Here is a 24,633-nt window from a genome sequence, read left to right on the forward strand (position 1 = left end):
TGAAATTACTCATCCTGCATCTTCTTGTGGACGAGGCCACCGAGCCAGAAGCCCACCATTCCAATTGCAAAGGCTGCCGGTATGAGAATAAGCATCTTAAAGCCGAGTGGTTCCATAAGAGGGAAGCCCACTGCTACGAAAGCAAGAATGAAAAAGATGTAGCCTGCATACTGTGCCTGTCTTCTGGAGATATTGCTCTTTGACATGATGGTCACTTTGTAATATCTGATAGTATTTAAAGGAAACAGATAACATTGATATGCATCCATCAAAAGTTATCACCATATATGACTTATAATTCAAAAAAGTAAAGCGGAATTATTCACTGATGATCTCGTCATCAACTGGTATCGTAAAAGTGAACTTGCTGCCTTTTCCAACTTCGCTTTCAACCCGGACATTCCCGCCATGCATTTCCACAAACTTCTTAACAAGAGCAAGACCAAGCCCTGTACCACCATATTCACTTGAAGTTGAGGAATCCACCTGAATGAAAGGATAGAACAATTTACCCCGGTCTTTTTGTGAGATGCCTACGCCAGTATCTTCTACAAAAATAGAAATTAACTTGTCAGACCTTTCCACCCCTATTGTCACAGAACCACCCTGATCGGTGAACTTGATCGCATTGCTTACAAGATTATAGAGTATCTGCTTGAGCTTCAATGGATCTGCCACTATAGAAAAATCTTCCATGTTAATGCTGTATTTCAGTTCAATATTCTTCTTTTTTGCAAGAGGCATCATGGTCGACGTTATCCCATTGATGATAGCAAGAATGGCAAATTTTTCAGGGAAAAGCTCCATCTTACCAGCTTCGATCTTTGAAATATCAAGAAGATCATTGACTATTTCTAAAAGATGTTTGCCGTTTTTAATAACATTTGACAGATATTTTTTTTGGATGTCACTTAAAGTACCAAAATTCTCATTGTACAGAACATCCGAGAACCCTATGATCGAATTGAGAGGAGTCCTCAGCTCATGATTCATATTTGCTATAAATTCGGTCTTGGCCCGATTGGCATTTTCAGCAGCGATCTTTGCAGCTATAAGCATATCTTCAGCATTTTTGCATTCAAGACCTGCACCTATGATCTGAGAAACCATATTAAGAATATCGAGATCTTCTTTTGTCCACTCCCCGGCATTTAGGACATCATCAAGACCAAGGTAACCTATCAATTGATTATTCATATACAAAGGCAAAACTATCAGAGATCTTATATCCTACATTTCAAGGATCTCTTTCTCTGCAGACGCCTCTTCTGTCAAAGTTGAAACATCTGTAATGTGGATCAACTCGTCTTTATGGAGTTTGTCCATCCACCAGGGAAACATACTTACCGGAAGATCCTGAAGGCTGTCCTTTTGTGGAGTAACACCCACAGGACAGTATTCATGAGTATTATTCATCCATTCCCCGTCATTACTGAATCTAAAAATGTAACTTCTGCTGCACCCACATAATTCACAGATCTTTTGAAGAGCTACATTAATAGTATCATCAATATTTTTAGGAGATACGAACATGGAAGAAATAGAAGATATAGTTCTTTGAATTTCGAGCTTTCGTTCGATAAGCAGGTTTGCTTTTTTGATCTCAGTAATATCCACAAAAGAAGCCATCATGCAAATCGGATCCCCTAGCTCATTAGATATAACGTTAGCTGATAAATTTACTGAAAAATCAGTACCATCTTTTTTTCTGGCAAGTAATTCTCCAGTCCAGCTACCTTCAGAGAATAATTCGTTTTTTGCTTGTTTTGCTATGCTTTTATCCTACCACAATTCTACAGGAGTTCTTCCAAGAATCTCTTTTTCGTCATCATAACCCCACAATTCAAGAAAAGAAGGATTAACATAGGTAAGATTCCCTTCAGGATCAGCAAGAAAAATAGCATTGATCGATGAATCGATAGCCTTCTCTTTTACTAAAAGATCTTTTTCTGCGTCCTTAAGATTTGAAATATCTATAAAGCTCTCGATAAAATATAGATCGTCACCCTTCTCAAACTTCTTGACCGTTTTCAAAATTGGAATTGGTTCACCCTTATAATTTAAAACTACACATTCAGATCGGTCTAAAATTTGTCCAGGGTGAGCAACAGGACATTGACTGGCCTCAGCGGGGCAGATATATTTATGACACACGTTACCAATGATCTCTTCTTTTGGCAGTCCGATCATGTTTGCAGCTGTTTCGTTCGCATCAACTATAACATGATCTTTACTATCAATGATCACAACACCCGAGATAATTGAATCCAAAATAATATCAACTATTTTTTCTTCATTGTGTATCGTTTATCCCCCTATTTTGTGAGTACATTATGATGATGACTCTATTGAATATACCATTAATTACTATAAACTTTGCCATTAAATTTTATGATAAAATAGAAAAATAGTAATTTTATTACAGAACCTATGCTAGTCATATTAAGTATAGATCGATTTACAATTGAAATTTGTTGATCTACTAAAAAATATATTGTCCGGATGAACTGAAGATCATCTTTTGACGATTAATCCATTTAATTCAGTGATCAAACATGTTATGCATCTGATTCCCGTCATTACCTGACCCAAAAATAGAACTCCGGCTATATTATTTCATATATAGCAGACGATATCAAGAACTATATTATGAACTCATCAATACTTTTTAATAGATGTGACCAGAAAAGAAAGCGAAACTATGCTCATTCCAGTTTCAAGCCTTTACTTGATGCCCAGGTTTGCCTCATCAATATTGGTGACACACAAAAAAGAAACCATCAGACAAACCGGATCTCCAACATCATCCTTAATTAGATGTGATGATAAATATATTGTAAATTTGCACTGTTTCGTTCAAGAACCTCATTTTTATCATCATAGCCCCATGATCAAGGAAGGAAGAGTTAACATAGGTCAGGCACCCTTCAAGATCTGCCATTGCAATAGCATTAATTGAAGAATCAATTACCTTTTTTTATTAAAATTTCCTCTTTTTCTTCTTTAAGGCTTGAAACGTCTATAAAGCTCTCGATCAGGTACATATGACCATCCTTCTCTACCTTCTTGACCCTTTTCAGAATAGGAACTGATTCGCCCTTATAATTCAGAAGAATGCGTTCAGATTGATCTATAAGTTGACCCGGATGAGATACAGGGCAATGTCCGATCTCAGTAGGACAAATATATTTGTGACATACTTTACCAATGAGATCTTCCTTTGGAATTCCGATCATCTTAGTAGCTGTCTCATTAATATCAACTATAACATGATCTTTGCCATCAATAACAACTACAGCCGAGATAATAGAATCCAAAACAATGTCAATATAATCTTCTTTCTTACTTATCATTCCCACTCCCCAGCAGTACTAGATGATTGTAATTATAACTATAATTATTATAAGATTAATTTTTTATTTATATTATAAAAATGTTTGTAAAAAATATAGCTGTTTCGGAAAATACGGTTTATATGCAGTTACGTTTATGTCAGAATAGCTATATACTGAGAATATAGAATTCTTGAAATTAATTTGAGAGCCTGCCACTCAATGCCATCACATAACCTCAGAGATCAATATCGAAATAGATATGTACTTTCAGATATGCTTTATTTATGTTCTATAAAGGAAAGTGTTAAAATATCAATGGATATTAGAGCTACTGACAGGCATTGCAGACAAATTTATTTGTAAGATAACTTTAGCTTAAGCTTAAACCTGGAGCAAGAAGGTGTAATATATGGGATTGGGAAACTTTATCAGCAACCTGTTTGGGAAAGAAAAGGCAACTGTAAGCAGCGAACCAATAGTAGAGGAGATCAGTACGAACCTTTACGAAATAAATACACGTGCATTCGATAATGAGGTCGTGAATTCACATTTACCTGTCATAGTGGATTGCTTTACAAAGACCTGCCCGCCATGCAGAAAAATGGCGCCGATCTTTGAAAAGGTAGCAGCAGAATATGACGGAAAGATCAAGTTCGTAAAAATCAATCTCAAGAACTCACCTGGGATCGGAAAGCAGTTCAAGATCGTGGGCGTACCAACCTTTTTGTTCTTCAGGAGTGGGGAAATGGTGACAAACGTAGTTGGATTTGTCGAAGAAGAGAAGCTGAAAGAGAAGCTTGAAACTCTTTTGGAATGATGTATTAAGAATCACTTATTCAGAGTGAGAATTATGAGCGAAGGTAAAACTAAAAAAGAAGATGTCCATGCATGGACTACCAAATATGCCGATAAAGCCGGCTATATGCTTAACCCTGATGAAGAGATGAGGGACCTTGTCCTCGAAGGAATAGCAAAGAACAAGGACACTCACGGAAAGAACTACTGCCCCTGCAGGATAGTCACAGGCGATGAACTCGAAGACAAAAAGATAATTTGTCCTTGCATATACCATAAGGATGAGATCGAGACCGATGGTTCCTGTCATTGTGATCTGTTCTTCAAAAAAGATGAAGATAATGATGAAGATTAAGATCGAACACCTTTTTTGATCTTTTATTGATATGAGAATATTTATCAGGTGAACCTATGACAAATGCATTGGAGATATATCAGCTTCTCCCAAAAACGAACTGTAAACAATGTGGGAAAGCCACCTGCATGGCTTTTGGAGCTGCCCTTCTTTCAAGAGAAGTTACCATAGATGACTGTCCACCCCTTAAAGAGGACAAGTTCAAGGAAAACTATGAGAAGCTCTCACAAATGATCACACCCTCAGGCGAAGCCTCTGAATCCGGGATGATCGTCCATACGGAAAAATGTATTGGATGCGGTAACTGTGTGGTCGCCTGCCCTGTAAACGTCGCAGAAGACCCTCATGGTGCAGGTTCAGGAAAAGCCCCTACCAGTGAAAATGTCATCCTGCGAGTTGAGGATGGTGTTGTACGTCTCTCCAATGTTAACCAGTGCCGCCGTTTTGGAAAGAACAAGATAATGTGCAACGGCTGCATAGTGACATGTCCGACAAAAGCAATAGAGTTCGTCTGAAACTACGTGGTGAGATAAGTGGAACAGGAATATTACGTTTGTACAGGTTGTGCACTTCTTTGCGATGATATCGAAATAGAAATAACTGATAAAAAACTCTCAAAAATTAACAATGCCTGCTTAAAGGGTGTAGCCCGCCTAAAAGAGTGCGCTGAGCCTGCAGAGTGCAAAGTTGATGGAAGCAATGTCAACATCGATGATGCGATAAAGGAAGCAGCAAGTATACTTAAAAATGCCAGCAATCCCCTGATTTTCGGCATGGGAAACTCTACCACCAGTGCCCAGAAAAAAGCTATAGAGCTGGCAAAAACGACAAATGCATATATTGATGATACATCCTCATTCTGTCAGGGACCCGTTATTGAAGCGATCCTTGGAGACAGGATCAAAACATGCACACTGGATGAAGTGAAAGATTATTCTGACGTGATTGTCTATTGGGGTGCAGACCCTTCAAACTCACATCCACGTCATCTCTCAAAATACACATACTTCCCTCGCGGAAAAGAAAGGCAGCGTGGCTGGGAAGAAGACAGGACCGCTATCTGTATCGATGTGAGAAAATCTGATACCGCCATCATATGCGGGGACAAGTTCTACCAGATACCACCACAGGCAGATGAGGAACTGATCGATGCACTTGTCGCTGCATTGTCAGGAAAGGTCCCGAAGGTCTCCTTTGGAATGGGACCAAAGAAGATACTGGAACTTGCCAACATGTTAAAGAAAGCAAAGTTCGGTACCATATGTGTCGGTCTTGGACTGATATATTCCATTCCTGATGTTGAACCTCTTGTCAGATTGATGAACAAGCTCAACGAGGTCTCTAATTTCCACCTGATACCAATGGTGGGACAGTACAACATGCGTGGATTTGATCATAACCTGCATGAAGAAACGGGATACATCAATCGTGCAAGATTCCAGGAAAGTGATGTCGAGCATGGTCCGCAATGCTCAATTGTTGAACTATTGAGAACAAAGAGTGTGGACGCAGCCCTTATAATAGGATCTGATCCAATGTCAAGCCTGCCGGGAACTATTGCTAAAGAACTTCTTGACATCCCTGTGATAACCATCGATCCCTGTGTGACAATGACGTCCAGAAAAGCGAAGGTAGCAATAGCTTCTGTTACCAGTGGTTCTGAATGTGGTGGCACTGCCATAAGAATGGACGGTGTTGAGGTCGAGTTCAAGCCGATGATACCCACTGACGATCTGAGCGATGAAGAGATACTTAGCCGCATCATGGAGGCATTATAATGGGATTTGGACAATTTCTTGCAGCTCCTGAATATGACATTAAGATCATAACATACCGGGACATATTCCAGAACACTGCTCTTGAGTCCTCAAGGAGCGGAGAGGAATACCTCAACCGTTCAGCAGTCATAAAGATAGACGCAAATGACATGAAAAAGATGGGATTCAAGGAGAACGGTCATGCTATCCTGAAGAACACACTTGCAAGGATCGTGGTTTCTGTTCAGCTATCCGAATATGAGGAGGCACATGAAGGCATTGCCTACATGACAAACAGCCCTTGGTCAAATGCACTTGTATCCGCTGACGATGGTACAGGAGTACCAAAGTTCAAGATGATAACTGCAACGATCTCTGATGCAAAGGACGAGAAAATAACAACTTATGATATGTGATATCAGACCTGATATCTTATATTTATCAATTTTTTGCACTCGTTCTGCAAGTGGTCATTAAGGATCATAAAAAAGATTTTGCCGAAAAGATCAGACAAGATTTTTCGGCTGCTTCTTTTCAGGAAGCATTGGCAGTGGCATTGTGTTTACAAGGATCGGACTTTCTACTTCCTTGGCACGTTCAAGCAACAGCTCCTTTCCTTTTTGAGTGAGTCCAAATAAAGGCACAGCAGTTCCTACCTGTACCAGAGGCTTTATTGTATCCCTTATGTTCTTTGAAGCACATGAAGTTATGATATCAAGATATTTGATTATCTCGAGAGCATCTTCCCTGCTAAGACCTGTTGTATGTGCACCGATTATCATAAGTTCAAGGTCATTCTCTTTCTCGATCTCACGAAGGGTCCTTGCAGTAGAAGGGTCGACCACAGTCACTGCGATCCTTTTGAAGCCGAGGTTACTTGCTTTCAAAACACCACCGACAGGATCAATACTTGCACTTGAAGGATCGAGCACGATGCCTCCCCTGTCCTCGATACCGTTGATGACCTTATCAATAGGTTCGGTCTCCACAAGACCTGATATCCTTGCACCCATTCCCTGAACAAGGGTTGGATTATTGGTAATTACAGTACCTGCACCATCACAAACGGTTATCGTGGTGTCCAGCATGTCACGGTTCAGTCCGGTCATCATAACTTCTGAAGCACCAAAACCCACAAAGACATCCATCTCAAGTTTACGGTCCTCAGTAAAAAGACCAAAGTCCCTTATGCGAAACTCCATGTTCTCCTTTACAGCCTCACAGGTGATCTTTTTGATACCTCTTGCCTTTTCAAAAAGAGGACACCATTGGAGCTGTGGCTCGCCAACTTCGACAACCTTTCCATCCTCGACGACAACCCTTGTCTTTCCAAGGATCTCCATAATGTGTACCATACTTTAACCTCTGGAAATAATATGAAATAATGAAGGGTTAGATAGCTTCCCTTCTGTCAAAGACCCTCTTGGCCTTACCTGTGCTTCTGGGAATAGTGCCCTTTTCTACAAGATCAACGTTTGCCCTGATGTTCAGGACGCTCTTGAGTTCGCCTTCAACAACCCTTTTTACTGTTGCAAGGTCCCCGATCTCACCGGTGAAAGCATCTTCATCAAGTTCGACTCTTACAGTGATCTCGTCCAGCTTTTTCTTGTTCCTGTCAAGATATATCTCGAACTGGTCAGTGATCTTCTCGATCCTGACAAGTACATCCTCGATCTGGGATGGGAACACATTGATGCCCCTTACAATGAGCATATCATCTGCTCTTCCAAGGATCCTTGAGATACGATCAGTGGTACGTCCACAGGCACACTCACTTTTCAGGCGCCTGGCAATATCTCCGGTACGATACCTGATAACAGGTAGTGCTTCCTTTGTAAGGGAGGTGAGTACGATCTCTCCTTTCTCGCCTTCTGCAACCTCCTCTCCATTTTTATCAAGGATCTCTACAATATAGTGGTCGCTCCAGATGTGAAGACCATCCTGCTCCGGACATTCAAATCCAATGCCGGGACCCATCATTTCAGAAAGACCGTAGGAGTCGTATGCCTTAATGTTAAAAGCAGATTCAAGTTCTTTTCTTGTGCTGGAAGACCACGGTTCTGCACCGAAGCATCCTACACGCAATGATAATTTATCAATGACACCCATTTCCCTGACGGTCTCTGCAAGGTAAAGGCCATAAGAAGGAGTACAGTGAATAGCAGTAACACCAAAGTCCTCCATCATTTCGATCTGGCGGACGGTATTTCCTGTTCCGCTTGGAACTGCCATGGCGCCCAGTCTCTCAATACCATAGTGGAAACCAAGGCCACCAGTGAAAAGACCATAATTAACAGCATTCTGGAAAGTATCAGTAGCATCAAGTCCTACCATTGTGAAATTACGTGCCATCATATCTGCCCAGGTGTTGATGTCATTGGCAGTATAACCGACCACAGTAGGTTTACCGCTTGTACCGGAAGAAGCATGGATACGAACAATGTCCTTCTTAGGAACAGCAAAAAGACCAAAAGGATAGTTGTCACGAAGGTCTGTTTTTCGGGTAGTTGGCAGTTTTTTAATGTCATCCAAGGACTTGACATCATCAGGAGTTATGCCCAAAGCATCGAACTTCTCCCTGTAGAAAGGAACATTATCATAGACTGCAGCAGCCGTTTTCTTTAAACGTTTAAGTTGCAGTTCCCGAAGTTCATTGTGCTCCATTGTTTCAAATTTTGGCTGCCAGTATTTCATGAGATGATCACCTTTTCAGGTCTCATTGAATTCAATCTTTAAATTATTTCCCATCAGCTCTTCGACAAAAAAGACCGGGACGAAAAAATACTGCTTTTGTATCCTTCCAAAATCCCATTAAAAGTTCACATTTATGAAATATAATGCCATGAATTATAATTTTGAATACATAAAATTTATTTGATGAACATATATTGCTACTTCGTGATCATGTATTATATTTTTAGAGGGGAAACATGAACGAAGTAGGTAATATAACAAGAAATGACAGAATATATAGAGAAACTTTAGTTATTATAAAAGAACTATGGAATGATTTCATATATGGAGGACATCTTTTTGCATTCGGTGCAATTTGTGTTGCATTCATGTGCTCGATCCTTTTCGCGATCCCCATAACATGGGATTTCCTGGTCATAATCTACCTTACATTTTACATAATCTACCTGTACGATTATTTCAATGGAACAGAAGATGACGAGAAAACAAATTCAACGCGTGCAAACTATTTCCGAAAAAATGATTCAAAGACGATAACCTACATATTATACGGGTCCATCATATCCATCGCTTCCATCTATGTGCTCTATAGTGACATACCGAACATGCTGATAGGATTTGCTATCCTGATCCTCGGATTGACATATCAGGCATATTTTAAAGGTCTGACAAAAAAAATAACAGCATTTAAGAATATTTTTGTATCACTGGTATGGGCCATACTTGTCTATGTCATGTTCATTTACTACTCATATCCAATAACATCAGAAGCAATGATCATCTCTGCTTTTGTCTTCCTGAGAATGACAGGGATACAGATCCTTTTTGACATAAGGGACATCGAAGGTGACCAGAAGAAAGGCCTTCGCACATTCCCTGCCATCTACGGATACAGAAAAGGTCTTATGACCCTGATCGCCATCAACTTCATAACGGTCATACTGCTTATTTACGAAGCATACATAGGCGCTCTTCCATACGCTGCACTAATGATCGTACCGGTAATTTTCTACGCCCAGAACTATCTGGACAAGGTCGACAAGTCAAGAAAAGACCATAAGAGCTACCTCTTTGCAGCCGGAGAACCGTTCATCTGGTTCATTCTGATATTTTCAGGTTCAATGTTCTTCCGCATCGTTCCATACATACCAGATATCCCGAACATCCTGTGAGCAAGGCATATAAGATCAAAAAGGAAGCAGACAGAACTCTCGATCTTGCAATAACGATTCCGGTCACAATAAGGCCCACAGACATCTTGCTCGTAGTTATAGGAGTATTCATACTGAACATTGTGACCGGACCAGATACTGCTGGAAAAGCATCCAGCAAGCTCACTCATTCTCAATTGCTTCTACAGGATCAAGTTTTGAAGCACGTCTTGCAGGATAAACTCCTGCAATGAGATTCAGGATAAAAGCAAAGCCTGCAGCATAAACAAAATTAATGGCCTCTATTTTCATTGGCATTGTAGTCAGGCCAAGATACACCTCACTTGGAAGCTCAAGCTCGTAAGCCCCGATAGCCACTGATGCTATGTATCCAATTATACAGCCCACTACCACACCGGATGCTCCAAGGAAAGCTGACTCTAAAAGGAAGATCGACGTGATGCTCTTTCTGGAAACTCCCATTGCCTTAAGCATACCGATCTCTTTTTTCTTGTCCATAACTACTGTTATCAGTGTATTAGCAATACCAAAACCTGCGATCACATAGATTAGAGCATAGAATACCCACACGAACACTTTCTGAGTGTTGAGCAGCTCGAGGATATCCTTGTTGGCCTCGGTCCAGCTAACCGCATCAGTACCGGTCTCACTCTCAATAAGAGCCGCTATACCTTCTGCCTGGTAAGGATCAGTCACTCTGACACCGATGGACGTCACAACCCCGTTCTTTCGGAAGAGGTCCTGCAGGGTCCCAAGCCTTGCATATGCGAGACTTTCGTCACTGGCAGTTCCGGTGTCTACAATACCAACTACCTTGAAGGATCTCGTAGGTGAACCCGGATAAACAGCCTCAACGTTGTCCCCAACACGCACTTCGAGATTGTCTGCAAGTTCATCGCCAAGGACAATACCATGTCCTGTAAGGGAAAGGTCCACAAAACTACCTGAGACAATGTCGTCACCTACCCGCATTACTCTCTCTTCAGCATGCGGTTCTATACCTTTGAGCAATACGCCTTCTGCATTGTCCCTATATTTCAAAGCCGCCTGGCCTGAAAGATAAGGAGATACTGCAACAACCCCTTCTTTCTGTATGATGACATCCATCAGGTAATTGTACAAATGGAGATCCTCTTCAGCATCCGACTGTGGGCTGACAACAATATGCGGAGCATTCTCAATAGTGATCTCGATAAGTTCCTCCTGAACCCCTGAGACCATTGACATGAGGACAACTATGGTAGCAACTGCCAGTGCAACGGCAAGAAGAGAGAACAGAGTATGCCGCCGGCGTGAGTTGATATGACGCATTGCTATGCTTAACTCGAACACAAGAGATCCCCCGACACAGGTTCTGTGCCTGTTATGGATATTATATTATTTTACCCGGCTTAATATTTATTTGTATTGTATGCATTTATCTTGAAACTGGCCACGCACTTCATATTAAGACAAAAGTAATCTGAAAATCAATTTGCATCAAGGCACATATATTTATAGGTTTCAAAGATTATAATAATGGGCAGGTCTTTCCACAGATGAGCTGTGGAGATGACATGAGGGCTGCCCTTATAGAGGTAATCGGATGGATCTTATTAATAAGCTAAAGGATAAACAAAAAGACCAGAGCGCTAAGAATTGGTTCGACCTTGGTGTGCAAACAAAAAGCCTGGATAAAAAAGTACAGTACTTCACGAAATGCCTGTTGATAGAACCGGAAAACGTGGAAGCATTAAGACTTCTGGCAGATGCACAGGACGAGCTTGGCATGATAGATGCTGCCATGGGAAGCCGAGCAAGAGCAGACGACATTGAAGGCTCATCCGGCATTTTCAGCCAGGGATCTGGAAGCTATACAGAAAGCGATACATTTGGTTCCGATAGTTTTACCCCAGACACCATGGCCTTAGAAGAGGAAGAACAATTAGTGGAAGAAAACACATTCTCAACACCTGAAAGTAATGGAAGTATTCCATTTGACACCTCTTTTAACGAACCTGACCAGGGCACTGAAATACCCGGTTCAAACAACGAGAAGTGGGCTATTTTTGAGATCGCAAAGGAAAATGAAGCTAAAAAAGAAGAAGAAAGCTTCAGCACAAGTTCAGCATCATCACCTCAACAGGAAACAAACGTCGTTGTGGAAGAACTAACTGAAACAGAAGATCAAACAGTTACTCCAGACATACCAGCCAGTGCCCCGGAAGAAACTCCTACAAGAGCAAAGAAGGAGCCGGTCGTTGTTAAAAAGCAGACTGAGCAAAGGGTAGCAACTCCCACTATGGAACAGACTACACGTCAGCCAGCTGCTCAAGCATCAGCAACCAGACCTGCACCAACCCCTTCCACTTCAGCTGCCATTCCACAGGCAATACCACAGTGCAGTATTTCAGAACCGATAGCAATGAAATTGCCAATGGGAGAGATAATCAAGTTCTGGATCGTGGGTGCAGTTGTGTTGATCATCGTAGGCATGATCATGAACTCACTGGCAGTATAAGAATAACTTTAAAAAAATATCAACTACCAAAAACTACCAATTTCCGCCGAATTGGTAGTTTTATATTTTTAATTAATTGTTTGAACAGATCAGGTATGGCATGAAGAATTTCCATAACAAATTATGAGCACATATTGCTCGAACATTGTACTCCCCATACACTGATATTCGTGTTTATTGCAATTGAACTGTTAAGCTTAGATAATTTAATAGATTGATTCTTGCTCGCAGGGTTTTACTATATACTGATATATAGCATATAGAAAATATGTGTACAAAATATATATGCAATTTATTCGTTTGTACAGCCCATGAAAAAGATCGCCAGTATGTTGATCGCAATAATACTAGTCCTATTCACATTCTGCACAATTTACTGGAATTCAGTACACATATATTTTGATGTACTTCTACCTTTGATATTTGCCGCGATATTTGCATACCTTTTACTTGTTCTTCTCTTATGCAGAAAGCCATAGCAATCTTCCTGATACCTGAAAAAACATGCAGGCAAGGCATAATTTCGGATAGCTTAGTTCAGGAACAATGCCGATCATTTGAAATGAAGATACTGATTCCAGATTCAAAAAGAATGCGTGATGAGAATTTCTCATCACTGCTCAGGAATAAATTATTCAACACCAATTCTTAAAGATCGCTGTCACCGTAGCAACTGATCTCCATATAGACCGGATAGTGATCCGATACAGCCACTGTCATCTCTTCGGAAAGACCGTATTCAAGATCATATCTGAACACACCATTTTCACCGCTAAGGTCGGAAGCATCGGTCAGCACTATCCTGTCATAGGTATAGTCAGTGCTCTTTGTGGTAGTATCAAGACTATTATCGATCAGCCAGAAATACCCATCAAGATCACTGGATGAGTCCTCATCAAAGTAATTACCGTCAGCGTTGAAGTCACCCATGATGACAAAGTCCCCTTCATCAGTATAGGACTGTTGTGCATATTCAAGCACATCATCAAGAGCGTTGATCTCTTCGGTAGCCTCGTCCGGGTCGGTGTGGATCACCATAAGGACTGCATCATAATCACCTTCTATTGCACTGAAAGAGCTGATATATGGCTGCCTGTGGAACGGATCGGTACCTTCAGGTTCAGGATATGTTTCAGGTGTGCCCGTTACGGCAACTGTGGTGGTGTCATAGATATAGGCATACTGCTCCTTGCTGGAAGTCCTCCCAAGCCGCTCACTTACAACATAATCATATTGTGAGCCGTCACTGTTCACAAGGTCCACAAGTTCAGGAAGTGCGGTCTGCGAGGAATCGCGGATCTCCTGGATAGCTATGACATCATAGGTGCGGACGATGTCTGCAAGCACCAGCATGACATCAGGTTTTGATGCCTTTGTCACACCGAACACCTGTATGTTGAAAGCCCCTATCCGAAGATCTTTCGCATCGGATGCTGAACCTTCAAGTTCAGGTGTTGTTGTAGTATCATCCACATTATCCATATCATCGATATCAGATGGAACACTTACCACAGGTTGGTTGACCTTGTCCAATTCACTCAACTCGGATTCTATCTCTTCTATTGCACCTGACACCTCTGCTGCAGCCGTAGCGATCTCATCCACAGACCCTGCAAGTTCTTCAGTGGAATCCGTACAGCCGGAAGATACCAGGAATATTGCTAAAAATAAGATAAGGATTGTTTTTTGTAACATTTCTATACTCCTTTTTTGGAAGTATAGATTTTTAGTTATTATATTATATTAAAGTTATTAAATAATCGAAAAAAATAACCTATTGATCTTAAAGACCCTGCATAAATGCAGTAACAAGTAAAAGCTTTTCGAAGATTCGAACATCCCTGATCAATAAAAAAAAGGGAGAATAAGGAGAGCATGCTCCTTATTCCACCATAATATCCTAATATTGGATGAGAATCAGGATAGTAAGTTCATGATCATCTTCAAATGACCAGATAGAAGCTTATTTTCCACCTTCCCCGGAGGAACTCAGATAAGAAAGAGCTTCCTGCGTCCTCTGGAATATAAGCACATCTTTTTCCTTTACCATTTCACTAAGAGCCGTATCAGAGTTGATAGCAGCCATTACTTCCGGCTGAACGCTTGTGAGATAGACATGATCCCCCAACTTATTACGGTTTAGAATAAAGCTTTTCAGCCTTTCTATACCCGTGGTATCGATAAAAGGAACATACCGCATCCTGATCACGACATACTTCTTTCTCATATTGATCTGTTCATCGACCTTGTGCTCGAATACGTTCATCGCTCCAAAGAAGAACGGACCATTGATCGTGTAGACAGCTACATTATCATGGAGATATGGGTCGGAAAGTATCGTAGCATTGATACCTTCTGATGGGTCATAGTTTTCCATTGTATGAATATCGATCATATTTGTCAGCCTTATGAACAGCAGTATTATTGAAAGGAACATGCCTGCCTGAATGGCAAATACAAGATCTGTCAGCACGGTCAGTGCAAAGGTCGAAAGCAGGACGAAGGTGTCCATCTTGCTAATCCTCATAGTGGTCCTGATCTCTTCAATGTTGATCATTTTTATAGAAACCAGTATCAGGATACCTGCAAGATAGGCCTTTGGTATGTACCTTGCAATCGGTCCGAAGAATATGAGAATAGCAAACAATATCAGAGAGTGTATTACTCCTGACATACGTGTCCTGGCGCCTTCCCTGATATTTACTGCACTTCTTGCAATTGCTGCCGTTGCAGGAATACCTGCAAAGAAAGGAAGAACCACATTCGCAATACCCTGACCAATAAGCTCTTTTTTACTGTTATGTTTTGTAGTTGTCATTGCATCGCAGACCACAGCGCATAGAAGCGATTCTATGGTTCCCAGCAGAGCTATCGTAAAGGCAGCCGGAAGAACAGCATATATGAGCTCAAGATCGAAGTTCAGCATGTGAAACTGCGGGATATTCCCCGGAATGTCGCCTACTATTGGAACCTCAAGATGAAAGTAATACGTAAGAACCACAGAGATCATTAGCGTCACAATGGATGCTGGAACATTGTTCAGGTATCTTGACCCGGATAGTATCCTTGGAAGCAATAGCATCAGTGCAATGGTACCGCTAAAGATGAGGATAGCTGTGGTGTTCGCCATTCCAAGAGCTACAAATACATCATACACAGTTTCCCAGACATGCTCACGTGCAGGAAGTACAAGTCCAAAGGAATTGGAAAGCTGGCCGATCAATATGATCACACCGATACCACTTGTAAAACCGGAGATCACGGGCAATGGGATATACTTCACCACTTTACCCAGGTTCATTATACCGAACAGTATCTGGAAGATACCCGCTAAGCATCCTGCAAGCAACAAACCTTCCACACCATGAGTATTGACCGTTGAGAGAATGATAACGGTCATGGCCCCTGTAGGCCCTGATATGGAATAACGTGAACCGCCAAAAGAGGAGACAAGAGCACCTGCAATTATTGCAGTATAAAGTCCCATTACAGGTTCTACCCCGGATGCCAGAGCGAATGCAATTGCAAGAGGAAGCGCTACGACCGCAGTGATGAAACCTGCTTTAAGGTCACTCAAAAACGATTCTTCAAAATATTTTTTTATTTTATGTTCAGTTGTCATTAGATCAAGTCTTTAAATCGATTCATTTTTTGATTTATGAAGCACGAGATCGAAAAAAGCATCATACAGACATAGAAATGACTCAGGATACATGGACTAAACCTGTGGCTATCAAAGACCAGATCCAGAAAATCAGATGACTGATGCGTTAATTTCCACGGGCTCCATCACCGGGTGCCAATTTTTTTAATGTAGCCGGTTGGTTGCGTTAGACATGTTACTAGGGTAAATAGTTTTTGGAACGATCTTTATTTTAATTGATCAGAACCAGAAAGTACCATAATTAAAAAAAGAGCAAAAGAGGGTTTTTGAAATCTACAAATACAAATAAAACCCAGTAGGAAAACGCTATCTAAATGCAGCAGTCAGTCATTCCTTATGGCATCTGATAAGTATTTCAGCAGCATCCACAGCTTCTTTAGCAGTCCTGACACAGGCATCAGCACCGATCTTGTCAGCATATTCCTGCGTAACAGGAGCACCACTGACCATTACTTTTACATCATCCCGAATTCCTTTTTCTTTCAAGAGATCGATGATCTCCCTGAGATTGTTCATTGTCGTGCTTGTCATAGAGGATGCTGCAATGATGGTAGCTTCATTCTCAATTGCTGCATCGACAAACTCTGATGGACCTAGGTCCTTACCCAGATCGATCACATTAAAGCCTGCAATTCGTAACATACTTGATGCAATGTTCTTCCCCAGATCATGCGTGTCATTCCTGACAGTGCCTATGACAACAGTTCCTTTGCTTTCGACCTTTATCCCACTTTCAGCCAGCCTTTCAGCAATGAGATCGTTCGCTTTATCAAGAAGAGAAGCTGAATTCATCAACTGGGCAAGGAAATACTCTTTTTCTTCAAATCTTCTACCGATCTCAGTCAGAGCCTCAACGAATTTTTCCAGAAGGTCTTTCACGTCATAGCCGCTTTCAAACCACTTTTCAATGACCTCGAATACCCTATTTTCATCAATTTCCACAAATGATTCGTATGCCTGACCGAGAAGTTCCTCTTTTGATAGCATTACACTCACCCTTTAAAGTACCATAATAAATGTTCATGGAACACTATATAATACTATTTATTCAGTGATCTGGAAATGACTCAACCTGCTGGAAAGATAGTTTACATTTAATAGTGTAGGCTAATGAGGATCTATGATCAGCAAATCAATAATAATGAAAAATAAAAAGTGTAATTTATGATGATATCCTGCGAATTTACTCGCAGGAGATCATTGATTTAAGCAAATGGGTGCTCTGCAGAGTCCTTCTTTGCAAGTGCTTCATCGACTGTTGGTTTTCCGTCAACAGCACGCTTTATTGCCATCTTTGTTGCTTCGTAGTTGAACTCGTAGATCTTTTCCTTGTCTGTTGCATCCCATTCAAGGAAGACTGAAACAATGATGAGAAGATTCTCTGCTTCTTCTTTTGGAATGACGCCATCAGCTACACTGTCCATTACAGCTTTTGCAACAGCTGCCTGTGCAGGTCCGAACATCAGGGAAGCCTGGGATACATTCTTGATGGTTACCTTGTTCACCAGAAGTGTTGCAGGTTTTGGCATAACATTTGGTTCAAGGACTGCAAGTAATGGGGAATGACCCTGCTGCGGGTTTGCAAGTGCGTTCATGAACGCGGTCTCAACTGCACTTCCCTTTGTACCGATAACAAGATCGATGTGTGCAACTTCTGGTCCTTCTCCTACCAATGCTTCGCCAATTAAGCTGTTTGTGAATTTTGCCATATTTTACTCTCCATTTGGACTTTCAGAATAATCCGATCCGGATGTAATGGAAGTAATTCAAAAAATTACCAACCCCATACCAGAACTTGAACGCATTCTCCAAAGCCGTATTTGCACCCCCTAATAACAAAAGGTTATTTAATAACTTAATCTTACCATATGGTAACCAGGTGAGAATTCATGGGAGAGTTAGAGAACAGTCCAATCGATAAAGCAATCAGATTAATAAGCAAAAAATGGGCACTTAACATTATCAGAGATATGTTCTGTGGCAGCACACACTTCAATGATTTTTTAAAGAATAATCCCAAAATCAGTAGTAAGGTATTATCAGACAAATTGCGTCAGCTTGAAAAAGATGAACTTATAGAAAAGGTGATCACCTCCAAAACACCCCTGAACATAGAATATCACTTGACAGACAAAGGCCGGAATCTTAACAGGGTACTTTTCGAACTTTCAGAGTTCGCTTATAAGGAATGCGTGGACGAATCTGCTCCGGAATGTACTGAGAAAAGCTTTGAGCTTACAAAAAAGATCCTCGGAATTAATGATCAATGAGCACGTAACATTAAATGTTAATTATCAAGTATAACCGTAATAGCTCAAAAAAAAATAAAAAAGAGAAGCAAGGACAAATATCCTTACTTTACTTTGACCTCACTTATCTCATCTGTTCATCTTCTTCATCCTTCCTCCTCTTCCAGAGGACGAAGAAGAAAATTCCCAGAATTCCTGCGATCACAGGAAGCAGCCACATTGAACTTGTAACTCTTTCTTCTGTAGAATCACCTAAATGTCCGCTGTAGGTTGTGGTGTCAACATCCTCACTTTCCACAGGGAACATTGCATCCATACCAAATGGGAGCGCTCCTACTGCGAACTCTGAGAATCCCGGAGTCCTCACTGTGAAGAAATAATAGTCTTCATCCACTGAAGAGGAAACAACTTCAAGCACTTCCCATTCAACAGACTCAGCGCCGCAGTGAGTCACAGTTGTGGTGGTTGGATCAAGTTCATTCTGCTCATACCATGCTACAGGAACACGGATGTGGATCAGTGCACTTTCCGTACTTCCCGGACTACTGGTGTCAATATTGATGTATCCATAGACACAAGCTCCATTGCCTACTGCAAATGATATGTCAGCAGGTTCTTCCTAAGAGGATGATGAGCTCTGAGTGATGGTCACATCCATGTCATCGACATCCCTACCCAGATTAATGTCCACACCGGTGACCATACATCCGGCATTCCTGAGCTGTTCAAGTGTATCGATTTCAACGGTATCTCCTGACATAACATGTCCCACATCAAACTCCCCGGAAGCCTCAAGTGCTGAGCAGGCAGCTTCATTTTCCTGCTTTTCCTTCAGATCCTGGAAGTAGTAGTAGTTTGGAAGACCGTCGTCATCAGATGATCCACCCACAGTGCTTGTCTTAACAGTTGTGAAGTTACTGATCAGGGAAGAGTTGTTGAAACCAAAGATGTCGTAGCTGACTACCTTATAGTAGTACAGTGTTTCATCCTGAAGTCCGGTTAGCATGATACTGTGATCTGTTCCAAATACTGCTTTTGAAATATTCATAGAGACATTTGAATCGAGACCATAGTATACCGTGGAATTGGCAGCTTCATTCGTCTTCCAGGAAATGGTAGCTGACCTGTCTGTCACCTGTGATGCAGTCACATTGGTTATTTCCATATCGATTGCATCAATACCATAGGCAATAGGACCGATCGGAACAATATTACCTCCAAGATCCTCAATAGTCGCATTCAGATAATACATTCCGGATGGCAGTGATGTGAAGTTCACAGAAAGACTGCCGGGGTATGATGTGGAATTGAACAATCCTGTACTGTTGTAAAGGTAGATCGTAACATTCCTTATGCCCATATTATCAGATGCTGTTACATTGGCAAATACCCAGTCCTGACTGAAATTACCTGAAGGTAGCACATCATCATTGAATACAATTACCGGATCGGTCGTATCAAGCAGGATAGATCTTGTTTCAGTTTCATTGGTGTTACCGGCATAGTCCCAGACACTTGCGTTCAGCTGGTAGTAACCATCAGCAAGACCGCTGAAAGTAACGGAATAAGTTGGATCCGAGCTTATGCTGGAATCAACAACTCCACTGCTGTTGTACAGGTAGATTCCGGAAGCGTTCAGCCACATGTCACTCACACTTATGTTACCAACAATGTAGCTCTGGCTGAAATTGCCCTCATCAGTTGTCTCATCATTGAAATCGATCGCAGGTTTAACAGTATCCAGTGTGATCTCCAGAGTAGAGGTAGTGTTGGTGTTACCTGCAAGATCAACTACGGTTGCATTCAGGTAATAGACACCATCAGCAAGACCTGTGAATTCGTTGGAAAGGTTACCATTACCTTCGGTTGTACTGGAATCCACAAGTGAACTCTCATTGTACAGGGATATTGTAAGGCTGGAATAGCCGAAAACATCGAAGGATGTAACGTTAGCAAAGATACTGGTCTGGCTGAAGTTACCTTCAGCAGTTGTATCCTCGTTGAATACAATTACCGGATCGGTCGTATCAAGCAGGATAGCTCTTGTTTCTGTATACTTGATATTGCCTGCAATATCCCATGCACTTGCGTTCAACTGGTAGTAACCATCTGCTAGTGATGTGAAGTTTACGGAATGTGTTAGATCAGAACTGATGCTTGAATCTTTAAGACCCGTCTCGTTGTAGAGATAGATAGCAGAAGCATTAAGTGAAACGTCACTCACGCTTATGTTACCAACGATATAGTTCTGGCTGAAATTGCCTTCATCGGTTGTCTCATCATTGAAATCGATGAACGGAGCATTGTTGTCTATTGTTACATCAATAACATCGATTGCACAGAACTTTTCAGCTGATTCGTTCTCGCATGCTTCCCAGATAATATTGTAGCTGCCATCTGCAAACTGAGTGCTGTCAATATCAACAGAGAGGTTGTTCTGGAAGAGACCTTCATAAGAGAGAACATTTCCTGTAATGTTGCTCAGGCTTACATTGGACAGAAATGCATCCCCGTTGTTGTCAGTAACAGATGCATTGACATAGAAAGTACCAGAAATATTGGCATCCGGTTCAGGTGCAATTATAGCCACATGTGGTGCTGTATTAATAGAAGTTATATCGAATTCACTTATCTCAAACCCGGCAAGTACCTCATCGATCTGAACAAGCTCTTCACCATCTTCCACAGTTACCCACAGGTTGAAATCATATGTTACACCCGGTGTCAGATCATCAGTAGTGTAATAGATGAACGCATTACCGATATCATCGTTTGACATCAGGAATCTCTCCTTCTTGGAGTAACAATCCGGTACCTGAGTACAGTTGATGAAATATGTCGGTGTCTGAGAGCCGGAAGCTGAACTGAAAGAGCTGGTCATTGCAAGGAAATAACCGGTACCGTTATAGACGGTCATGCTTTCGGTTGCAAGCAGATGTGTTCCAGGTCCAAGTTTTTTGTTACTTGAAGTGTCAGTGGACTCATTGGAAACAGAAAAGCTACTTACCTCATATCCTTCCAGGTCCCCCAGGTCAAAGTCAAGTACCTTTCCAACCACATTGGTAGTAGCAGCATCTGCAATATTTCTGGAGAAAAGACTGTAGTTCTTGTTCATTTCTTCATTCCGATCCACGAAAATACCGGAAACAGACCCTGTATCAGAACCGTCTTCCAGATGCCTTGACCATGATGTGGAAATGTCAACTGAGTTGAGATCCTGGTAATAATACTGCAAGGCTGTTTCCAGATCAGAACTGAGAGAATACTTACCTATCACAAATGTACCGGATTCAACACTCTTTTCCACAGACCAATTAAATGCGTCATCAAATGTAGTCGAGGAGTGACTATAGCTCACATCCGTAAGCTGGTCACGAACCTGGTTTCCTTCTGCCGTAACAAATTTCAGGAGAGTTATGTCAATATCATTGACCTCTACCGCACCATTGCCTGTTCTGTTGAACTCATAAGTAATATTATGTGTTCCGGAAGAAGGAATCGTAAAGCTTATAGGTCTTGTTCCTGTTGAACCTTCGTCAATATTTGATTTATCTTTACTGAGAGACCTCATCTTTTCTTCAAGCACAGGTTCTGGGGCACCATCAACATAGATCCTGACCCATACATCATTATCCAGAGCTCCGGTAAGTTTCACAATGTTCATGGTGCTCATAAGGGTAAGGTCAACATTATCCATTGATGTGTTAAACTCAACATTTATACCTTCAACAAAATCAGAACTTGAAAAAGTAAAGTCAGTTTCATTGAGTGGAACTGCGAAGAGGGAGGTCATTGGGGGTTTTGGAACAAATTCTGCAGGACTGTTCAGGAGGTATGGATAACCATTATTGGTCGTTCCACCGATAGCCCAGACCGAAGTAAAATCCCATCCAACGAATGTTGATTGCTTTTTCATGTCAGCAGTGTTCCTACCTTCACCACCAGAGCTTGTGGTTTGCCCGGATGTCACATTATTCCAGTAACTGTTTGTGACAGGTAGTTCAAAATTAGCTCCTACAAGACCACCGACGTTTGAACCAGCACCAGTCACAAAACCAGTGGAGTAACTCCGATCAACAGATCCTCCTCCAAGATTACCAACAAGACCTCCAGCTCTACTATCAGTCCCTCCACCAGTAACGTTACAGGTGGAATAACTCTGATTTATAATACCTCCAACATTCCAACCAACAAAACCCCCAATATCCACAAAACCAATGACGTTACCACCAGAATAACTTAATAAAATATTTCCTTCATTATAAGCTGTAATACCGCCCACATAATAGTCTTCAGAGCTTACATTTCCATTAAAACTACTACTAGTTATGTTACCTGCATTGGCTCCTATAAGTCCACCTGTATATGTGTATGTACCAGTCACATTACCAATGGCAGAACTTTGGTTTATCTCTCCAATATTTAATCCAGCAAGAGCTCCAGTACAATACTTGCCGGTAATATTTACATTTACTAAACCAATATTCCTAATAACTGCTTCATTAGTTGCCCATCCAAATAATCCAACATAGTCTTCAGTTGGTCTGTAAATGTAAAGATCATTTATCTCATATCCATTTCCGTCTAAAGTTCCGCTGAACTGAATACTAGGATCTTCTGAATCATATCCTATTGGATCAAATCCCCCGCCCAACTCAATAGTTTCACTGGCATCGATATCATTAATCAATGTGTAGTTTGCTGACAGGTCAGTGCTCATATTCTGAAGCTGCTCAACTGTCGAGATCTGATATGGATTCCCAGCAGAACCGTCTCCGCCTGCAAAAAAACTTACAGGTTCAGAGAATGTCCGGAGGAATGGATAACCATTATTGGTAATTCCGTCTATAGCCCACTCAGAAGTAAAGTTCCAACCAACATAGGTAGATTGGTCTTCCATCTGAGATGTTGTTTTGCCTGTACCACCACCACTTGTAACTTGACCGGAAGTTTGGGTATCCCAATAACTATTGGTGACAGTATAATCATTTTCTCCAACAAGGCCACCTAGATAATTATTGCCAGTAACATATCCAGTAGAATAACTTTCATTAATAGTTCCGTAATCTGGATCAAAATACCGATTATCTCCAGCAAGGCCACCTACATAATCAGAACCAGTAACATTGCTCATGGAATAACTTTGATAAATAGAACCAAAATTACTCCCCACAAGACCACCCACAGATAAATCACCACTGATATTGCCTGTAGAATAGCTCTGTGTAACAAAACCATCATTCATTCCAGCAAGACCACCTACCTCATAATGACCAGTAATACTCACATCTTCAAGGCCAATATTTTTGACCACTGCAACAGAATCCACATATCCAAAAAGACCAACATCATCTGTGGTTGGTCTATTGATGTAAAGACCAGTGATAACAAAACCATCACCATCAAAAGTGCCTGTGAATTGATTATCCAAATCACCGATAGGAGTGAAGCCTGCGTTACCATTCCAGCCACTGGTGACACTGGCATCGATATCATTGATCAATATATAGTTTGCTGACAGGTCAGTGCTCATATCCTGAAGCTGCTCTACTGTCGAGATCTGATATGGATCCGCGACAGTACCGTCTCCACCTGCAAATGTGGCTGCACTCGCAGGAGATGAGATCATCATACCGATTAATATCAGCAATAAACTAAGAAAAAGTGTATTATTCGATCTTTTTATAAATATCATTATATCAACCTAAATTTTATAAATATATATTATTAAATAATTAATAGAGTTTTATATAAATCGTTTACATGCTATATATATACATAACTATCAAGCGAATTTGAAATTAAAAGATCAATAGTTTTGATTTAAAAGTAAAAACATTTAGATAACATAATTGAAATGTTTTTAAATCTACATACATTATATTCCTGAAATAGATAATTATAATAGCAACAAAAAAGCACAACAGAAATACTACCGACGAAATCATCGCTGGAAAAGACTTAGAGGATCAACGTGCTTTACTGTTGCAGGCTCTTTTTTCTTATCATTCGACATAATTAGATACTATTCTTGAACGTAAATCTCTATATTAAAAATAATCCGGTAAAGATGGCATTTGGAAGATCAGGAAAGAACATAGAGAGGTCATTT

The 24,633-nt window shown here is 40.9% G+C and carries 20 protein-coding genes and 1 pseudogene; 8 read left to right on the forward strand and 13 right to left on the reverse strand.

Annotation, left to right across the window (positions count from 1 at the left end):
• Nucleotides 1-5: 5 nt before the first annotated feature.
• The 4 genes and pseudogenes from LI82_RS07310 to LI82_RS07330 form a co-directional block, all read right to left on the reverse strand.
• Nucleotides 6-206: a hypothetical protein gene (locus LI82_RS07310; protein WP_135607268.1), complete on the reverse strand. Its 201-nt coding sequence runs from the start codon at nucleotides 204-206 to the stop codon at nucleotides 6-8.
• 112 nt (nucleotides 207-318) lie between these two features.
• Nucleotides 319-1,227 carry a sensor histidine kinase gene (locus LI82_RS07315; RefSeq protein ID WP_330217386.1) on the reverse strand — a complete coding sequence of 303 codons (909 nt, stop codon included), beginning with the start codon at nucleotides 1,225-1,227 and terminating at the stop codon, nucleotides 319-321.
• Between the two features lie 3 nt (nucleotides 1,228-1,230).
• A pseudogene (locus tag LI82_RS13645) lies at nucleotides 1,231-2,304 on the reverse strand (PAS domain-containing protein).
• Nucleotides 2,305-2,963: 659 nt separating this feature from the next.
• Nucleotides 2,964-3,353 (reverse strand): PAS domain-containing protein, encoded by a 390-nt coding sequence (locus LI82_RS07330; protein ID WP_048194650.1) that lies wholly within the window; start codon nucleotides 3,351-3,353, stop codon nucleotides 2,964-2,966.
• Nucleotides 3,354-3,744: 391 nt separating this feature from the next.
• On the opposite strand from LI82_RS07330, the gene LI82_RS07335 reads away from it, so the two are divergent.
• From LI82_RS07335 to LI82_RS07355, 5 genes are read left to right on the forward strand one after another with little or no spacing between them, the layout of a single operon-like run.
• Nucleotides 3,745-4,152 (forward strand): thioredoxin family protein, encoded by a 408-nt coding sequence (locus LI82_RS07335; protein ID WP_052402803.1) that lies wholly within the window; start codon nucleotides 3,745-3,747, stop codon nucleotides 4,150-4,152.
• Nucleotides 4,153-4,185: 33 nt separating this feature from the next.
• A complete protein-coding gene (locus LI82_RS07340; RefSeq protein WP_048194651.1) occupies nucleotides 4,186-4,485 on the forward strand; it encodes a ferredoxin-thioredoxin reductase catalytic domain-containing protein in 300 nt (99 codons plus the stop codon).
• A 56-nt stretch (nucleotides 4,486-4,541) separates the two neighbouring features.
• Nucleotides 4,542-5,000: a (Fe-S)-binding protein gene (locus LI82_RS07345; RefSeq protein ID WP_048194654.1), complete on the forward strand. Its 459-nt coding sequence runs from the start codon at nucleotides 4,542-4,544 to the stop codon at nucleotides 4,998-5,000.
• Nucleotides 5,001-5,018: 18 nt separating this feature from the next.
• A complete protein-coding gene (locus LI82_RS07350; RefSeq protein WP_048194656.1) occupies nucleotides 5,019-6,263 on the forward strand; it encodes a formylmethanofuran dehydrogenase subunit B in 1,245 nt (414 codons plus the stop codon).
• Complete coding sequence (locus LI82_RS07355; protein ID WP_048194659.1) at nucleotides 6,263-6,658, forward strand: molybdopterin dinucleotide binding domain-containing protein; 396 nt, start codon at nucleotides 6,263-6,265, stop codon at nucleotides 6,656-6,658. Before LI82_RS07350 ends, LI82_RS07355 begins: the two co-directional genes overlap by 1 nt.
• Before the next feature lie 90 nt (nucleotides 6,659-6,748).
• Here LI82_RS07355 and LI82_RS07360 read toward each other — a convergent pair whose 3' ends face one another.
• Together LI82_RS07360 and LI82_RS07365 are read right to left on the reverse strand one after the other, a co-directional pair.
• Complete coding sequence (locus tag LI82_RS07360; RefSeq protein ID WP_048194661.1) at nucleotides 6,749-7,597, reverse strand: methanogenesis marker 8 protein; 849 nt, start codon at nucleotides 7,595-7,597, stop codon at nucleotides 6,749-6,751.
• A 37-nt stretch (nucleotides 7,598-7,634) separates the two neighbouring features.
• Nucleotides 7,635-8,936 carry a phenylacetate--CoA ligase family protein gene (locus LI82_RS07365; protein WP_048194664.1) on the reverse strand — a complete coding sequence of 434 codons (1,302 nt, stop codon included), beginning with the start codon at nucleotides 8,934-8,936 and terminating at the stop codon, nucleotides 7,635-7,637.
• Between the two features lie 236 nt (nucleotides 8,937-9,172).
• Between LI82_RS07365 and LI82_RS07370 the strand changes: the two genes are divergently transcribed.
• Entirely contained in the window at nucleotides 9,173-10,108 is a 936-nt protein-coding gene (locus LI82_RS07370; RefSeq protein WP_048194667.1) for a UbiA family prenyltransferase, read from the forward strand.
• 162 nt (nucleotides 10,109-10,270) lie between these two features.
• Here LI82_RS07370 and LI82_RS07375 read toward each other — a convergent pair whose 3' ends face one another.
• Nucleotides 10,271-11,440 (reverse strand): ABC transporter permease, encoded by a 1,170-nt coding sequence (locus LI82_RS07375; RefSeq protein ID WP_048194669.1) that lies wholly within the window; start codon nucleotides 11,438-11,440, stop codon nucleotides 10,271-10,273.
• 253 nt (nucleotides 11,441-11,693) lie between these two features.
• Between LI82_RS07375 and LI82_RS07380 the strand changes: the two genes are divergently transcribed.
• Nucleotides 11,694-12,608, forward strand: coding sequence for a hypothetical protein (locus LI82_RS07380; protein WP_048194670.1), 915 nt, complete (start codon nucleotides 11,694-11,696; stop codon nucleotides 12,606-12,608).
• 648 nt (nucleotides 12,609-13,256) lie between these two features.
• On the opposite strand, the gene LI82_RS07390 is transcribed toward LI82_RS07380, so the two are convergent.
• From LI82_RS07390 to fae, 4 genes are all read right to left on the reverse strand, one after another.
• Entirely contained in the window at nucleotides 13,257-14,303 is a 1,047-nt protein-coding gene (locus LI82_RS07390; protein ID WP_052402805.1) for an exonuclease/endonuclease/phosphatase family protein, read from the reverse strand.
• Between the two features lie 268 nt (nucleotides 14,304-14,571).
• On the reverse strand, nucleotides 14,572-16,185 hold the full coding sequence (locus LI82_RS07395; RefSeq protein ID WP_236622707.1) for a SulP family inorganic anion transporter: 1,614 nt from the start codon (nucleotides 16,183-16,185) through the stop codon (nucleotides 14,572-14,574).
• A 414-nt stretch (nucleotides 16,186-16,599) separates the two neighbouring features.
• Complete coding sequence (locus LI82_RS07400; protein WP_048194676.1) at nucleotides 16,600-17,259, reverse strand: cobalamin B12-binding domain-containing protein; 660 nt, start codon at nucleotides 17,257-17,259, stop codon at nucleotides 16,600-16,602.
• A 218-nt stretch (nucleotides 17,260-17,477) separates the two neighbouring features.
• Complete coding sequence (gene fae / locus LI82_RS07405) at nucleotides 17,478-17,981, reverse strand: formaldehyde-activating enzyme (protein WP_048194678.1); 504 nt, start codon at nucleotides 17,979-17,981, stop codon at nucleotides 17,478-17,480.
• Nucleotides 17,982-18,161: 180 nt separating this feature from the next.
• Here fae and LI82_RS07410 point away from each other — a divergent pair, with 180 nt between their 5' ends.
• On the forward strand, nucleotides 18,162-18,542 hold the full coding sequence (locus LI82_RS07410) for a winged helix-turn-helix transcriptional regulator (RefSeq protein WP_048194680.1): 381 nt from the start codon (nucleotides 18,162-18,164) through the stop codon (nucleotides 18,540-18,542).
• Between the two features lie 103 nt (nucleotides 18,543-18,645).
• Here the strand turns inward: LI82_RS07410 and LI82_RS07415 are convergent, their stop codons facing one another.
• Nucleotides 18,646-19,125 (reverse strand): PGF-pre-PGF domain-containing protein, encoded by a 480-nt coding sequence (locus LI82_RS07415; protein WP_081955780.1) that lies wholly within the window; start codon nucleotides 19,123-19,125, stop codon nucleotides 18,646-18,648.
• Nucleotides 19,126-19,140: 15 nt separating this feature from the next.
• Nucleotides 19,141-24,153: an Ig-like domain-containing protein gene (locus tag LI82_RS07420; protein WP_048194683.1), complete on the reverse strand. Its 5,013-nt coding sequence runs from the start codon at nucleotides 24,151-24,153 to the stop codon at nucleotides 19,141-19,143.
• Nucleotides 24,154-24,633 lie beyond the last annotated feature (480 nt).

It is taken from the genome of Methanococcoides methylutens, from assembly GCF_000765475.1.
Lineage (GTDB): Archaea > Halobacteriota > Methanosarcinia > Methanosarcinales > Methanosarcinaceae > Methanococcoides > Methanococcoides methylutens.